Annotated in this window: 14 protein-coding genes; 3 read left to right on the forward strand and 11 right to left on the reverse strand. The window is 60.8% G+C overall.

Features of this window, described 5'->3' with window-relative positions:
- Window positions 1-11: 11 nt before the first annotated feature.
- On the forward strand, window positions 12-1,541 hold the full coding sequence (locus V5N13_RS02275; protein ID WP_336359455.1) for an aldehyde dehydrogenase family protein: 1,530 nt from the start codon (window positions 12-14) through the stop codon (window positions 1,539-1,541).
- Between the two features lie 94 nt (window positions 1,542-1,635).
- On the opposite strand, the gene V5N13_RS02280 is transcribed toward V5N13_RS02275, so the two are convergent.
- Window positions 1,636-2,094, reverse strand: coding sequence for an ester cyclase (locus V5N13_RS02280; RefSeq protein WP_336359456.1), 459 nt, complete (start codon window positions 2,092-2,094; stop codon window positions 1,636-1,638).
- 229 nt (window positions 2,095-2,323) lie between these two features.
- On the opposite strand from V5N13_RS02280, the gene V5N13_RS02285 reads away from it, so the two are divergent.
- The gene (locus V5N13_RS02285) at window positions 2,324-2,506 is read left to right on the forward strand and encodes a hypothetical protein (RefSeq protein WP_332899217.1); all 183 of its coding nucleotides are present in this window, start codon (window positions 2,324-2,326) and stop codon (window positions 2,504-2,506) included.
- Window positions 2,507-2,516: 10 nt separating this feature from the next.
- Here V5N13_RS02285 and V5N13_RS02290 read toward each other — a convergent pair whose 3' ends face one another.
- The 4 genes from V5N13_RS02290 to V5N13_RS02305 form a co-directional block, all read right to left on the reverse strand.
- A complete protein-coding gene (locus V5N13_RS02290) occupies window positions 2,517-3,512 on the reverse strand; it encodes an MBL fold metallo-hydrolase (protein WP_336359457.1) in 996 nt (331 codons plus the stop codon).
- Window positions 3,513-3,556: 44 nt separating this feature from the next.
- The gene (locus V5N13_RS02295) at window positions 3,557-3,832 is read right to left on the reverse strand and encodes a MoaD/ThiS family protein (protein ID WP_332899219.1); all 276 of its coding nucleotides are present in this window, start codon (window positions 3,830-3,832) and stop codon (window positions 3,557-3,559) included.
- Window positions 3,833-3,841: 9 nt separating this feature from the next.
- Window positions 3,842-4,882, reverse strand: a complete 1,041-nt coding sequence (locus V5N13_RS02300; protein WP_336359458.1) for an NAD(P)/FAD-dependent oxidoreductase — start codon at window positions 4,880-4,882, stop codon at window positions 3,842-3,844.
- Between the two features lie 65 nt (window positions 4,883-4,947).
- Window positions 4,948-5,580, reverse strand: coding sequence for a uracil-DNA glycosylase family protein (locus V5N13_RS02305; RefSeq protein WP_336359459.1), 633 nt, complete (start codon window positions 5,578-5,580; stop codon window positions 4,948-4,950).
- Window positions 5,581-5,702: 122 nt separating this feature from the next.
- Between V5N13_RS02305 and V5N13_RS02310 the strand changes: the two genes are divergently transcribed.
- Window positions 5,703-6,746, forward strand: coding sequence for a succinylglutamate desuccinylase/aspartoacylase family protein (locus V5N13_RS02310; protein WP_332899222.1), 1,044 nt, complete (start codon window positions 5,703-5,705; stop codon window positions 6,744-6,746).
- Here the strand turns inward: V5N13_RS02310 and V5N13_RS02315 are convergent.
- The 6 genes from V5N13_RS02315 to V5N13_RS02340 all read right to left on the reverse strand — a co-directional run bounded on the left by V5N13_RS02315 (window position 6,743) and on the right by V5N13_RS02340 (window position 14,093).
- On the reverse strand, window positions 6,743-8,749 hold the full coding sequence (locus tag V5N13_RS02315) for an LVIVD repeat-containing protein (RefSeq protein ID WP_336359460.1): 2,007 nt from the start codon (window positions 8,747-8,749) through the stop codon (window positions 6,743-6,745). The two genes, V5N13_RS02310 and V5N13_RS02315, sit on opposite strands and share 4 nt — an antisense overlap.
- A 142-nt stretch (window positions 8,750-8,891) precedes the next feature.
- Window positions 8,892-11,456, reverse strand: coding sequence for a heavy metal translocating P-type ATPase (locus V5N13_RS02320; protein ID WP_336359461.1), 2,565 nt, complete (start codon window positions 11,454-11,456; stop codon window positions 8,892-8,894).
- 272 nt (window positions 11,457-11,728) lie between these two features.
- A complete protein-coding gene (locus V5N13_RS02325; RefSeq protein ID WP_332899225.1) occupies window positions 11,729-12,001 on the reverse strand; it encodes a hypothetical protein in 273 nt (90 codons plus the stop codon).
- Window positions 11,998-12,999 carry a DUF7490 domain-containing protein gene (locus tag V5N13_RS02330; RefSeq protein ID WP_336359462.1) on the reverse strand — a complete coding sequence of 334 codons (1,002 nt, stop codon included), beginning with the start codon at window positions 12,997-12,999 and terminating at the stop codon, window positions 11,998-12,000. Before V5N13_RS02330 ends, V5N13_RS02325 begins: the two co-directional genes overlap by 4 nt.
- Window positions 13,000-13,056: 57 nt before the next feature.
- Complete coding sequence (locus V5N13_RS02335; protein WP_336359463.1) at window positions 13,057-13,647, reverse strand: AsnC family transcriptional regulator; 591 nt, start codon at window positions 13,645-13,647, stop codon at window positions 13,057-13,059.
- 41 nt (window positions 13,648-13,688) lie between these two features.
- On the reverse strand, window positions 13,689-14,093 hold the full coding sequence (locus V5N13_RS02340; protein ID WP_336359464.1) for a cupredoxin domain-containing protein: 405 nt from the start codon (window positions 14,091-14,093) through the stop codon (window positions 13,689-13,691).
- Window positions 14,094-14,096 lie beyond the last annotated feature (3 nt).

The raw sequence follows: 14,096 nt of genomic DNA on the forward strand, positions 1-14,096 counted from the left end.
TAAATTGAGCCATGGCACAAGAGACGAACGTCTTTCAGCATTACATCAACGGTGAGTGGACTGATGGCGAAGGTGACGACACTTTCGTCAGCAAAAACCCGGCGACAGGAAAGGTGCTCGGTGAATTCCGCCGCGGCACCGAAGCCGACGTCGAGTCGGCAGTAGACATCGCAGAAGACTCCTTCGAGGAGTGGCGAAACCTCTCGCACATCGACCGCGCAGAGTACCTCTGGGACATCTACCACGAGCTGCGAGAGCGCACCGACGAACTCGCAGAAATCGTTACCAAAGAGTGCGGGAAAGAAATCTCTGAGGGGCGCGCCGACGTGGTCGAAGCCTACCACATGGTCGAGTGGGCCGCCGCTGACGCTCGCCACCCGAAAGGCGACGTGATTCCGTCCGAAATCCCGAGCAAAGACGCCTACATGCGCCGCAAGCCACGCGGCGTCATCGGCTGCATCACGCCGTGGAACTTCCCCGTTGCCATCCCGTTCTGGCACATGGCCGTCGCGCTCGTCGAAGGGAACACCGTCGTGTGGAAGCCCGCAGAGCAGACGCCGTGGTGCGGGCAGATTATCGCAGAGATGTTCGAGGACGCAGGCATCCCCGATGGCGTGTTCAACATGATTCAGGGCTTCGGCGATGCTGGCGCAGCCATCGTTGACGACCCTGCAATCGACACCGTTCTCTTCACCGGTTCCGCCGAAGTCGGCCACGAAATCGCCTCCAAGGTCGGCGGCGAACCCGGCAAACTCGTCGCCGCAGAGATGGGTGGGAAGAACAACATCGTCATCACCGAGAAAGCAGACTTAGACATCGCCGTTCACTCGGCGCTCATGTCCTCGTTTAAGACAACCGGCCAGCGCTGTGTCTCCTCAGAGCGTCTCGTCGTCCACGAGGAAGTCTACGACGAGTTCAAAGAGCGCTTTGTCGAACTCGCAGAGCAGGTGTCTGTCGGGAACCCACTCGACGAAAACACCTTCATGGGGCCGCTCATCGAGGACGGCCACAAAGAGAAAGTGCGCTCCTACGCGGAACTCGCCCGCAAAGAGGGCGTGAACGTGCTCGTAGACCGCACGGAACTCGACGCAGACGAGATTCCAGACGGCCACGAAGACGGCCACTGGGTTGGCCCGTTCGTCTACGAGGCAGACCCCTACGAGCCGCTTCGCTGCACCCACGAGGAAGTGTTCGGCCCACATGTCGCCCTCCTCAAGTACTCCGGTGACATCGAAGAAGCCGTCGAGATTCAGAACGACACGGATTACGGTCTCGCTGGCGCAATCATCTCAGAGGACTACCGCCAAATCAACTACTTCCGCGACCACGCAGAGGTCGGCCTCGCCTACGGGAACCTCCCGTGCATCGGCGCAGAAGTCCACCTCCCGTTCGGCGGCGTCAAAAAGTCGGGCAACGGCTACCCATCCGCGCGCGAAATCATCGAAGCCGTGACCGAGCGCACCGCGTGGACGCTCAACAACTCGAAGGAGATCCGCATGGCACAGGGCCTTTCGGCAGACATCAAGACTCAGGACGACTAAACAGTTAGCACTCGCTTTTTCTTTATTTTCTCTCGCGCCGCGCACTCTGAGGGTGTTCCTCGAAAAATTTGACGTGTCCTCTGAGCGTCTCCGGTTACAGGTCGATCGCGCCGACTTGGCTGAGGAAGCTTACGAGGTCTGACTCGCTCCACCGTTCGACGAGTTTGCCGTCGTCGAAGCGGTAGAGTCCGAACGTTGAGATCCGAATCGGTTTCCCAGTGGGTTCGACGCCCATGAACATTCCGTCGTGGGTGCCAACGACGTCGAATCGAACCAACACGCGGTCGTCTTCTGCGAGCATGTCGTGGATGTCGAAGTGAACGTCAGAGAAGCCTCTCGTCACCGCTTCGGTGTGCTTTCTGAAGAGGTCTATGCCACGTTCTTCTCCCGGTGTCAATTCGTCTCGTGAGACTGGCGTGTGATTGACGACGTCCGCGGCGACGAGATCGGTTAGATTCTCGATTCGTCCATCGGTATGGTTCTCGACTGCTTCTAAGTACTCACGGGCGAGTCGTTTGTTCTGTTCTGTAATTTGGCCACTTGTTGTTGCCATAGTTCCACCCCACGTAGAGATACGAAACGCGAGGAGATAAACAGGGATTCAGGGTGTCAACAAACTGGAATCGGATGGTTCGTGGCAAACGTTGAGTCCAACATGAACATTTATGATAGTTGGGTTCAGAAGGACAGATGATGATACTTCATCACCTCGCAGTACGCGCAGCATGGAAAGCCACCACCCGACCGACACGCTATCAAACAAATCGTAATCCACCCTCGACATGAGCACGAACTCGAAGACATACACCTTCCCCGGCGACAAGTGGGCCTCGCCCACAGAACCGACACCAGAACCGACCGAACCTGCCTGGACACAGGCACAGCGAACTTTCTCTACGACGTGCAGAAGCCGCCTGCGCAACCTCGTTGACGCAGAAAATCAGAGTCAGCTCTCGACCAAGTGAGGAAATTCGATTAGGCCAGCTCGACGGCTGGGAACAGCTCGTCTAACGCTGGCTCAGAATCGACTATTTCGTACCCGTCGTCGGTATTTTCAACCACGCCGTCCGCTTCCAGATGTGAGAGGTGTGCGTACGCCTCGCCCGGGCCGTGGAGGATGTGAATCGAGTGCAGGTCACCGAACAGGTGTGCACTCACCGTCCACGCGTCTGCAGGGCCGTGGTCGCGGAGCACGGCAAGCACTTTCTCCGTGCGTTCGCGGTGGTGGTCGATGATGTACTTCGCGCGAGCCGCCGGGTCGTCGATGCGCTGGCGGTGGCCGGGCCACGCAACGGTGTAGTCTGCAGCCACGATGCCCGTCAGCGTGTCGAGATATTTTTGGAGGGGTTTTTCGACGCGCACGTCCGCCCCGCCGACGTTCGGCGTGTATTTCGGGAGGAGTGCGTCGCCGGAGAGCAGTTCGTTGCCCTCGCCGCGGTCGACGACGAACCCACACTGGCCTTCGGTGTGTCCGGGCATATGGACGGCTTCGAACGTCAGGTCGCCGACTTCGAAGCGGTCGCCTGCCTCAAATCGCGTGACGGTTGGCGCGCCGTCGGACATCGTTTCGACGCCTTCGAGATACGGGATGAGTTCGTCTTGTTTGTCCGTGGGCATCCCCCACTCGTTCAACTTCGCCTTCTGGGTCGCAAACAGCGACTCCCACGCGGAAACGTCGCGTTCGATGAGGTCTGCGTCGTCGTGGTGGGCGTAAATCGTCGCGTCGCTTTGCTCTTGGATGAATCCCGCCAGTCCACTGTGGTCACCGTGGAAGTGGGTCAGGAACACGGTTTCGATGTCCGCAAACGAGAGGTCTTCGGAGGCGAGTGCCGACTGAAGTTGGTCGCGTACTTCTTCGACCGCGACGCCCGCGTCTACGAGCGTGACCGGGGTGTCTGGGTCGTCTGCGCCGAAGAGGTACACGCTGTTTTCCCCCTCGAACACCGTACACTCGAGTTGAATCTGCTTCACACTCATTCTCACGGCGCGGCACACATGACTGTTTCTGGTGGATGCTAACACCCAAGCGCTGGCTTGACCGTGAGTTCGGCATCCGACTGAATCACCGTGTCTGGCCCCTGTAACTCCTGTATCGCAGTTCCGTTTACGGCCACTTCGACGTGTCCACGAAGCTGCCCGTTCGACCGAAACCACAGCGGCTGAATCGCGGGATGTGTCTCTGCGATTTCAGCGAGCAGGTCCAACACGGTCGTCTCTCCTGTCACCAAAACGGTGAGCGAAGCCTCGCCTATCGCGTCTGCGTAGGTCGAACCGAGGTGAACCGTGACCATTTGTGCGCCTCAGTCGTCTGCGGCCGCTTCGCCCGCGTCGTGTTTCGCGGCTGCTTCACGAAGTTTTTCGGAGATGGCGGGCGCTTCGGAGAGGTCGATTTCGCCGCCTGCGGCCTCGATTTCGTCGAGCGACATCGGGAACTTGCGGGCGCTGTAGTGGATGGAGATGCCGGCTTTCGCGCCTTCACCGAGCGCGACGGGAATCTGGTTGTGGCCCGGCGTCACGTCGCCAACGGCGTAGACACCCTCGACGTTCGTCTTGCCGTGGTCGTCCACCGAAATCATTCCGTCGTCGGTGAGTTCGACGCCGAGTGAGGTGGCGAGGTCGGTGTTGTACTCGGAGCCGTACATCGGAAAGCCGCCCTTGTACTCGCGGCGCGTGCCGTCTTCGAAGACGAAGCCGCCGAGCCACGATGGGTCGTCCTCGTCCTGGAATTTCGACTCGATTTCGTCTTCAATGATGGTGACGGGGTGGGCGCGCAGGAGTTCGTCCGTTTCGGCAGACCACGTGGGTTCCTCGCCGCGCAGTAGCAGATCCACGCGGTTGGTGAAATTGAGCATAATCATCGCCACGTAGGCGGCGCTGTTCGAGTGGCCCATTACGTACACCGGCTCGTCGACGAACATGTAGGCATCACAGTGCAGACAGTAGTGCAGCCCTCGGCCCGTGCGTGGGAGCGGCGGGTCTGGGCGCTTGTCGGTGAAGCCGGTCGCCAACACGAGATAGTCAGAGTAGACGGAGACGTTCCCAGCCTCGACGAGGTAGCGTCGCGGCCCGTCGTCGGTTGCTGTAATCGAGGTGACGGTGTCGCGGAAGTAGTCCGTGCCGTACCCTTCTAACTGTTCGACGGCGGTTTGGAGAAACTCGTTGCCGGACACGTCTTCGGTGATGCCGATGACGTTGTGGGTCTCCATCATCATCGCCGCGCGGCCGCCCCCGCGGTTGATGACCGCCGTGTCGTGGGACAGGCGGGTCGTATACAGCGCGGCGGTCAGTCCGGCGGGACCACCGCCGACAACGGTTACATCGTATTCGGGCGTCTCACTCATGGCTCTGCATACAGGCGGGAGCCTCATAAGACGCTGGTAACCGGGCAGTAAGGGCGAGAACCGAGTCACCCAATCATTGTAGCCACGCCCTTCGTCTGGCGGTAATCGGAGTTCAACAACGCGCGCAGGTTGGTTTCGAGCATTTCTGCGTCGCCGTCGTCCCATTCTGTTGGCTCGCGAATCGGAACCACGAGAAAGCCACCCCCGCGGATGTCCGTCCCGTGAAGCGCGGCCATGTCGAAGTCGAGGTGGCGCTCCTGGGTAGTGTACTCGCGAACGACGTGGCGCGTGGCTTGCTCACCTACCGGCATCAAGATGTGGCCGTTGATGGCGCGCAGTTCGGCGTCGAAGAAGCGTTCGAGCGCAGCGTACTGTTTTTCCGTCGGTGTGTTCCCGGCTTCGACGGCGCACATGTGGATGTACGACGCGTACAGGTTGTCGGGTGTTGGCTCGGCTGCGTAGGCCGCATCGAGAAAGCCAAGCTCGTGGAAAATCGGTTGGAGGCGTTCGCCGGCCATGCTTTCGGTGAAGGGAACACCCGTCTCCGTTCCGCCGTGGACGCCCGGGTGGTCACCGATGAGGTGGAAGTCGGCGTTTACGTCACCGTAGCCGAACGCCGTCTGCCCGGCGGTGGCCTCGTACTCTGCGGGCGTGCGCATGCCAAAGGGGTTGCGCGTTCGGTCGGTAATCTTCTGCACGCCACTCGATAGCGCATTCGCGGATAAAACGCCAACGGTCGAGAGAGGTTCCCTGTGCCGATTTTTCACGATTTTTCACGAGCAGGGGGAATGTACTTGGGGGTCACGCGAGACAGTCAGGTATGGCAGAATTTTCGAACGCCTTTCATTACAACGGAGAAACCGTCGGCCCGGGAGAAGTGAAAACCCTCCGCCACGGTATCAGCGAGACGTATCTTGGCGACCCGGTCGAAATTCCAGTCACCATCATCAACGGCCGCCATCCCGGCCCGTCGGTGTTCCTCACCGCCGCCATCCACGGCGACGAACTGAACGGCGTCAAAGTCGTCCAAGAAGTCGCCTCACGGTACAGTCCAAACGAACTCCACGGAACCCTCGTCTGTGTCCACGTCGTGAACATCCCCGGCTACCTCGCCCAGCAGCGCTATATCCCGATTTACGACCTCGATTTGAACCGGTCGTTCCCGGGAGGCGAACGGTCGAACACCGCAGAACGCATGGCGAACTCCCTGTTTACGACGTTCATCAAACAGTGCGATTTCGGCCTCGATTTCCATACCTCGACGCGCAATCGGACGACCATGTTCCACGTTCGCGCCGATATGAACAACCCCGAGGTGGCCCGACTCGCACGCTCCTTCGGGGCGAACGTCATCCTTGGCGGCGGTGGCGACGGCGGCTCGCTTCGCGGTGCGGCGACGAGCGCGGGCACGCCGACCATTACCATCGAGATGGGACAGGCCCATCGCTTTCAACGGCGGCTCATCAAGCGGGCACTCGACGGCGTCGAGAGCGTCCTCGCGGAGTACGAACTGCTCCCCGACCGCGCGATTCACTGGCCGGGCTGGATAAAGGTGATAGATGACAGCAGCGACAAACGTTGGCTCAGAGCAGACGTGGGCGGCCTCGTCGAGATGCACCATGGACGGCGCGAACTGGTGTACGAAGGCGAGGTGATAGCGACCATCAGCGACCACTTCAGAGACGAGGTACACGAGGTGACCGCACCGTTTACGGGCTTACTCGTTGGCTTGCTCCAGAACCCGGTCGCCGCACCCGGCCACCCGCTCTGTCACCTCGTCTCGGTTGACGACCGCACGCTCGAAGTCATCGAGTCAGAGCAAGACCGCATTCAGCGCAGAAACGCGGTCCTCGAAGGCTTTTAATCGAACAGCCCGCGAACTGTGTTCAACACTCTTTCGCGTTGGTGATAGAACACGCCCGCCGTGCCGCCAATAGTCCCGAGCGTGAGCGTGTTCGTGTCCACGCCGCCCACGGTGTTCACGTCCGTCGTGGCTTCGATTTCGTGCCACGTTTCGCCGCCATCGTGGCTGAACTCAACCGGGCCAAACGTGTACTCGCCAGTGGCTTCCGCTCCCGATGGCGCTTCTGCGAAGTAGTTTCGCACACCGTCTACTTCACTTACCGGCGTCGTGAACTCGACCATGCGCGCGCCGCCTTCGAGGTAGGTGGTGTGTGCGTCGCCGTCCACGACCGACCACGACCCGGGGAGCCGGTCACGGACAAGGACGGATTCCGCTGCGTAGTCAACGGTAAGCGTGACGTGGTCGGTCTGGCCGGCTGTGAACACGGAGCCGTCATCAGAACGTGAGAGGGCGACAACCGGTGTTGCGCCGCTGATGGGGATGGCAGCGTTGTAGATGGCGTGGACGCCCTGATTGATGTCCGAGGCGAAGGTGACGCCGTTGCTCTCATCTGCACCCCAGATGTTCGGCGTGGTGGCGTTTAGGCCGCCGAGCATGGAGTCCTCTGGCACGTCGTACTGTGGGCGCGACCAGCCGTCTTCTCTGAGCGTCCAGGTTTCTGGGTCGATGCGGAGATAGCGCATTCCGCCATGGTAGTGAGCCTGATGCACCCAGAACGCCTCTTCTCCCGTCTCCGGGTCAACGTGTTTTTCGACAGTCGAGTTGTGGGGACTCAGCGCAAAGTTGTCGAACGAGATGTCGTCTACGCCCTCGATTTCAGTCGCATTCTGCCACGTCCAGTTGTCGAGTTCCGGCATGACAGTCGTGCCAGCCTCCTCGTAGATGCCGTCTGCATCCACCAGAAACACCGTACCGGTGCTTTTCGGGTTGGTTTTGCCTTCGACGCCCTCGTCGTAGTCGCCGGAGGGTTCTTCGTGGCTTGCGATACAGACGCGCTTTCCGTCCACGAGGTCGGGTGCGGGTGTGGCGAAGTGTGACTGCCGCATCTCGAATTTCCCGATGCGCGAGATACTGGTCGGGTCGCTCACGTCGAGGACTTGGAGGCCCGCGTCCCAGTAGGAGAGATACGCCGTCGGTGTGCCCGTCTTCGGGTCGTCTTGGACTTCGACGTCGTGGCAGTAGAAGAAGGGAAACGGAGCGGCGTCCGTGTTCGGCTCCTCAGGAACTGTCCACCGATTCACGAGTTCGAGCAGGCCAGTGTCGCGGTGGAACTCGAAGACGTACAGCCCGGCGTCGCCCGCGTATTCGATGTCCTTACACGCGAAGACGTAGTCTGCGCCGCCGATGCGGTGGTGAAACAGGTTGTGTATCCCCGTCGAGAAGGCGTCGAACGTGCCAACGACTGTCGGATTCCCTTTGTCGGTGATATCTACGGCGATGAGGCCGCCGGTGTTCGTCCCCGATGTGCTGTCGGCGTCAGAATCCGTGCTCGTCGTCACTTCGTTGTACAGCGCCGAGATGGGTTGCGTGCCGAGGAACAGGTAGTTGCCGTCGGCAGAGCCTTTCACGTCCATGATGGCCGTCCCCGCACTCTGGTTGCCGAAAAACGAGAGGACGGTCATCTCCGCCTGTTCTACGTCGGCCTGGGTCTCCGCGCGGTTGTAGTCGCTGATATCGACGATGGCGACTCCGCGGCCATCCGTCTCGTCGCGCGAGGAAAATAGCGAGACGAAGGCGTAATCGCCGTGAGTGCGTATCTCGGTGACGCCACCGTAGTGGGGGTTCTCTGACCGTCCTGCCGTGGACTCGCTGCCAATGCCGCCGAGGCTGTGATACCCGACGTTCGTCACGTTGTCGCTCGATTTTCCGACGGTTTCCGGCTTGTACGGGTCGTATTCTGCACGCCCGGCCGCGAGTCCAGAGACGGCGGCGACGCCGAGTGCACCAGCGGTGGCCTGCAAAATCTGTCTGCGTGTGGGTTTCCCGAGTGGAGTGAGTGGCATGGTAACTCAATCCAAACAGTATCAGTAAGAATAGATTTTGGCAGAACCATCAAAATGTTCGGACAGGTGACAGCTAAAAACCGACGTGTGTGGGCACATCGCGCCCAGTCTCGTACATCACTGCACAGAATCAGACAGCTTCCTACCGGAACTTCCCGAACAGCTTGTAGTCGTGGTCGGGCGTGTAGCGCCGGAACGCGAGACTGTTTGCGAGCACCGAGACGCTCGAAAACGCCATCGCAACCGCCGCGAGCACGGGTTGCAGCAGGCCAAGCGAGGCGAGCGGAATCATCGCGGTGTTGTAGCCGAGCGCCCAGAACAGGTTCTGCTTGATTTTCTGGAGCGTCCCTTCGGAGATGCGAATCGCCTTGAGTACGTCCGCCGGGTCGTCGCGCATGAGCGTCACGTCCGCGGCTTCGATGGCCACGTCCGTCCCGCTGCCGAGGGCCGTCCCGACGTAGGCGGCGGCGAGCGCGGGCGCGTCGTTCACGCCGTCACCGACCATCATTGCCCTATTGCCCTCAGCTTGAATCGATTCCACCGCGTCGGCTTTGTCCTCGGGAAGCACTTCTGCGCGGACGTTTTCGGGGTCAATGCCGACTTGCTCTGCCACCGCGCGGGCGGTGCGCTCGTTGTCACCCGTGATGAGCAACACCGAGAGACCGCGTTCGCGGAGCGCGGTGACGGCCGCAGCCGCATTCTCCTTGATGGTGTCTGCGGTGGCGACAACGCCGATGAGCGTTCCGTCAAGGGCGACGAGCATTGCGGTTTTCCCCTCGCGTTCGAGGCGTTCTAACGTCTCTTCTGCTGGCGTAGGGTCGATGCCGTTGTCGGCCATGAGCTTGCGGTTGCCGATGAACACGGTTCCCTGACTCACTTCGGCGCGGACTCCGTGGCCGGGAACGTTCTCGAACGATTCGGGGGAGTCGAGGTCGAGGTCGCGTTCGCTGGCTCCCGCTACGATGGCTTCAGCGAGCGGGTGCTCGCTGCCGGATTCTGCGCTTGCGGCGACCGAGAGGACGAAGTCCTCATCACCGAGTTGGGATTGGAGTTGCCCGCCGTCGGCGGAGGTGAGCGCGACGATGTCAGTGAGGCGCATCTCGCCTTTCGTCAGGGTACCGGTTTTGTCGAAAACGACGGTGTCCACGTCGCGGACGCGCTCTAAGATGTCACCGCCTTTGAACAGCACGCCGTTTCGCGCGCCAATCGTCGTCCCGACCATCGTGGCCGCGGGCGTGGCGAGGCCGAGGGCGCACGGACAGGCGATGAGGACGGCCGAGGCGAACACGATGACCGCGAACTCGAAGACTGAAACGCCTCCGCCCACCACCTGCGGGCCGCCTTCGATGAGCCCCCAGAGCGGCAGGCTCTGGACGAACCCGGCGAGGGCTTCGGGGAAGGCGAACCAGATGATGCCCCAGAACAGCGCGTTTGCGATGACCGCGGGGACGAAGTAGGCGCTGATGCGGTCTGCGAGGTTCTGAATCTCGGGCTGGCGGCTCTGGGCATCAGAGACGAGGGCGACGATTTGCTGGATTGCCGTTTCCTCGCCGACTTTCGTGGCTTCCACCACCAGCACGCCGTTTTCGTTGATGGTGGAGCCAACCACTTCGTCGCCTTCGGCCTTTTCGACCGGGACGGACTCGCCGGTCACCATCGACTCGTCGACCGCGCTCTCACCGGAGACGACGACGCCGTCGGTCGGGATTTTCTCCCCGGGGCGCACCTTCATCCGGTCGCCGACTTCCACGTCTTCGAGTGGGACTTCACGTTCGTTGCCCGCGTCGTCTACGAGCGTCGCGGTGTCGGCTTCGAGTTCGAGCAGTTCGCGGAGTGCGTCGCCTGCTTGCCCTTTCGAACGGGCTTCGAGGTAGTTACCGAGTGTGATGAACACGAGGATGAACGCGGCAGTGTCGAAATAGACGGCTCCGCCAATGAGCCCGACCAGGACGGCAACAGAGTAGAAGTACGCCGTCGACGAGCCAAGCGCGATGAGCACGTCCATGTTCGCCGTCCGATTTTTCACGAGCGCGGTGTACGAGTTCTCGTAGAACTCCTTGCCGAGGACGTACTGAACGGGCGTGGCGAAGAGAAAGCCAACCCACCCAATCGGGAGGCCGAGGACGGTTTCGGGGAGAATGTTCGGCGCAAAGAGGTGGGCAAGGAGCATCCCGAGAAGCGGGACAGAAAGCACTGCTCCGAACAGCACCAACTTTCGCTGGCGGTCGATGTCTGCGTGGCGAGCGGCGTCACGGCGCTCGCGCTCTGACCCGGTGTCGCCCGTGTCGCCGCGGACGGGTGTGTAGCCCGCATCCTCGATGGCATCGTAGAGCTGTGACCGCGTGACCTGCGCCGGGTTGTACTCGACACGAGCCTCGTCAGTGGCGAAATTGGCTTCGACGTTGATGACGCCGGGAACCCGCATGAGCGCGTCCTCGTTGGTCGAGGCGCAGTTGGCACACGTCATGTCCGTGATGCCAATCGTAACCGACTCGCGGGCCGCCTCGTAGCCCGCCTCCTCGATGGCGTCGTAAATTTCCATGAGTTCCACTCGTTCGGGGTCGAACTCGACTGTCCCCTCGTCCGTGGCGTAGTTGATACTCGCCTCGGTGACGCCGTCTAGCTTCGTGACGGCCGTTTCGATGGTTTTCGAGCAGTTCGCACAACTCATCCCCGTGATGGCGAACTGAACCCGCTGGGTAGTCATTGAAAACTACTACGCACTATAGCTTGAAGCGGTTTGTCCCTCAGAACTCAATGCAATTCACCCTCAATACATTGGATTCGAAGATGAATTCGAAATAGCAGACACGAAACTAAACGATCGACTGCGAAGTTCCCCTGAGACAGCAGCCCACATTGGCTCGACACGGAATTGCGGGTGGGATGCTGTGGCTGGGGTCGAAGATGCCGAACTGACTGCGCCTCTCGCCGCGGTCGAGGACGCGGGTTACGAAGCGTCAGCGTAAGAAGAGAGAACTACGCGTTTTTGCGAAGGCGTGTGACGATGAGCGAGATGCCAATCCCGGTGAGCAGGAGAATGATGAGGTTGAACACCGCCTGAAACACCGGTTGGTAGTCGCGGGCCACCCAAATCGAGATGATGCGCCCGACGCTGAAGTAAAACTGGAGCGTCGCAATCGCCGCGAGCAGGGCCAGGCCAACGAGCGCACCCCAGTAGAGGTAGGTCGGCAGGTCATCTACGGCGGCGGTGCGAACAGCGGTCGTTGGTGATTGGTCTGAGTCACTCATTTGTGGGTTCCTCGTTTGATTAGCGCGAGCGTTGCGATGGCCACGAGCGTGGCGAGAATGCCGAAGCCGGGGCCGGATTCTTCGGTTGTCGTGCCGGTTTCTGGTGCGTTCGGCCCGGACGGCGAGTCGGTTACGAAATCACCCGATTGAAGGCCCGTATCGCGTTGGGTCGTGTTCACGGACACCGTCTCGTTCGGATTCAAATTCGCCACCGAGCGGGTGTTGCCAACGATGACGCCGTCTTTCCAGAGCGTTGCGTCTAAGTAGTAGTTGTAGCCATCTGGAACGTCGAGAGTGACAGTCGGTTTCGCGGTGCGGCCGGGAGCGATTTCACCGACTTGCACGGACGCTTCGTCGGCGACGATGTTCGAATCTGCCTGTCGCGCCGTCACGACCAGCCGGAGGTCGTCGTCCGCCGCGTCGCCAGTGTTCGTCAGGTACGTAGAAACGTTGAGCGTCGCGCGGTTCTCGGAGACTGCCTGAATGCGGTATTCGAGCGACGGACGGTCTGGGAACTCGTGGAACTGCGTTGCGGTGCGGGCGTAGGCGGGCGTCAGCGTCTCGACGCCGCGAATCTCCTTCGTGCCGCGTTCGATACGTCGGTCGTTGACGTAGGCGATGGACTCGATACGGTAGCCGCCGTTTCGTGCGACGGTGAGCGAGCCAACTGCAGAGACCTCCTTTTCTGACTCGATAGTGCCGACATCGAGCGTGGTTTCCGTTTCGACGAGTCCCGTATCGAGGTCGATGGCGCGCAACAGGATGGTCACGTTGTCGGAGGGGCCACCGCGGTGGCTGAGGCGGGTATCAACCGAAAGGGTGGCTGAGCCGCCGGTGACGTTGGTGGAGGTAATCGTCATCTCTTCTAAGCCGAGACGGCCCGCAGGTTCCCGGTCTAGCTCCGGGTCTGCGAGTGTTCCGGGGACGAAAAATGCCGTGAGCGCGGCGACGATAACGAGAATCCCCACGCCTCCGGCGAGCAGGACTTCCTTTCGCATACGGAACGCTCAAGCAATTAACACATAAGCTTTGTGTGGATGACAGCTTTGGGTGGTTCAGACGCCCTGTTTCAGTTCCTCGTAGCGGTCGGTAAAGCGCGCCTCACACGATGAGCAACAGAAATGGTAGCGATCGCCGTCGAGGACGACGGACGTTCCTTCGGCAGTGACCGTGTTGCCACACTCTGCACACTCGGGGGCGAAGGCGGCCTCGCCAACGGCGGGTTGCCACGACACGTCAGAAAGGAGGTCTACTGAGTACGATTGGATGTCGTCAAGAGCGATGGCCTCAGCGAGCAGTGCTTCGACGTTCGTCTCACCGAGGTGGCCCTGGAAGACGACGTGCCCCTCGGCGGTCGTGAACACGTGTTCGACACCATCGATGCCGAGCACGCCGGATTTGACGCGCTCTGTGGCTCCGGTCCTGACGCTGAGGTCAACCAGCATCGGAAGCCCCTCGCTGAGCCGCGAGCGGTCGAGTGAGACGGTGAAGCGTTTGATGAGGCCGAGGTCTTGGAGTCGCTCGACGCGGTCAGCAACCGTTGGCGGAGAGCGGTCTACCTCTTCTGCGATATCGCTGTAGGGGCGGCGGGCGTCTTCGACCAGCAGGCGCAAAATCGTGCGGTCGATGTCGTCGAGCGAGGTCATGATTCAGTTCACGCGAACCACGAAAAAACCAGTTTCGGCGGTTATTCGACCGAAATCGTCCCTTTCATTCCCGTGCCCTCGTGGGGGATACAGAAGTAGTCGTACCGACCCGGCACCTCGAAGGTGTGGGTGTACGTGTCGCCGGGTTCGATGAGGCCGCCGTTTACGTCTTTGCGCGCGGCCGTTTCGCTCTCGAAATCGCCGCTTGCGAAGTAGGCGGCGTCGTCCGGAATTTTCTGTTCGTAGGCCGTGACGGTGTGTCCGACTTCGCTGTCGTTGTCGAAGGTGACGGTCGTTCCTGCATCCACGGTGAGCGTTTTCGGGGTGAATTTGAAGTCTTTCATCCCGACGGTGTCGCCACCGGTTTCACTCCCGCTGCCGGTACACCCGGCGAGGGCAGTGGCAACCGTTGCGCCTGCGATCGTGAGGAAGTCGCGCCGTTCCATCTA

Source organism: Haladaptatus sp. ZSTT2 (genome assembly GCF_037081775.1).
Taxonomy (GTDB): Archaea; Halobacteriota; Halobacteria; order Halobacteriales; family Halococcaceae; genus QDMS2.

Coding starts and splice junctions, on each gene's coding strand:
- V5N13_RS02275 (WP_336359455.1), top strand. CDS start 12: ATGGCACAAGAGACGAACGTCTTTCAGCATTACATCAACGGTGAGTGG.
- V5N13_RS02280 (WP_336359456.1), bottom strand. CDS start 2,094: ATGGCAACAACAAGTGGCCAAATTACAGAACAGAACAAACGACTCGCC.
- V5N13_RS02285 (WP_332899217.1), top strand. CDS start 2,324: ATGAGCACGAACTCGAAGACATACACCTTCCCCGGCGACAAGTGGGCC.
- V5N13_RS02295 (WP_332899219.1), bottom strand. CDS start 3,832: ATGGTCACGGTTCACCTCGGTTCGACCTACGCAGACGCGATAGGCGAG.
- V5N13_RS02300 (WP_336359458.1), bottom strand. CDS start 4,882: ATGAGTGAGACGCCCGAATACGATGTAACCGTTGTCGGCGGTGGTCCC.
- V5N13_RS02310 (WP_332899222.1), top strand. CDS start 5,703: ATGGCAGAATTTTCGAACGCCTTTCATTACAACGGAGAAACCGTCGGC.
- V5N13_RS02315 (WP_336359460.1), bottom strand. CDS start 8,749: ATGCCACTCACTCCACTCGGGAAACCCACACGCAGACAGATTTTGCAG.
- V5N13_RS02320 (WP_336359461.1), bottom strand. CDS start 11,456: ATGACTACCCAGCGGGTTCAGTTCGCCATCACGGGGATGAGTTGTGCG.
- V5N13_RS02325 (WP_332899225.1), bottom strand. CDS start 12,001: ATGAGTGACTCAGACCAATCACCAACGACCGCTGTTCGCACCGCCGCC.
- V5N13_RS02330 (WP_336359462.1), bottom strand. CDS start 12,999: ATGCGAAAGGAAGTCCTGCTCGCCGGAGGCGTGGGGATTCTCGTTATC.
- V5N13_RS02335 (WP_336359463.1), bottom strand. CDS start 13,647: ATGACCTCGCTCGACGACATCGACCGCACGATTTTGCGCCTGCTGGTC.
- V5N13_RS02340 (WP_336359464.1), bottom strand. CDS start 14,093: ATGGAACGGCGCGACTTCCTCACGATCGCAGGCGCAACGGTTGCCACT.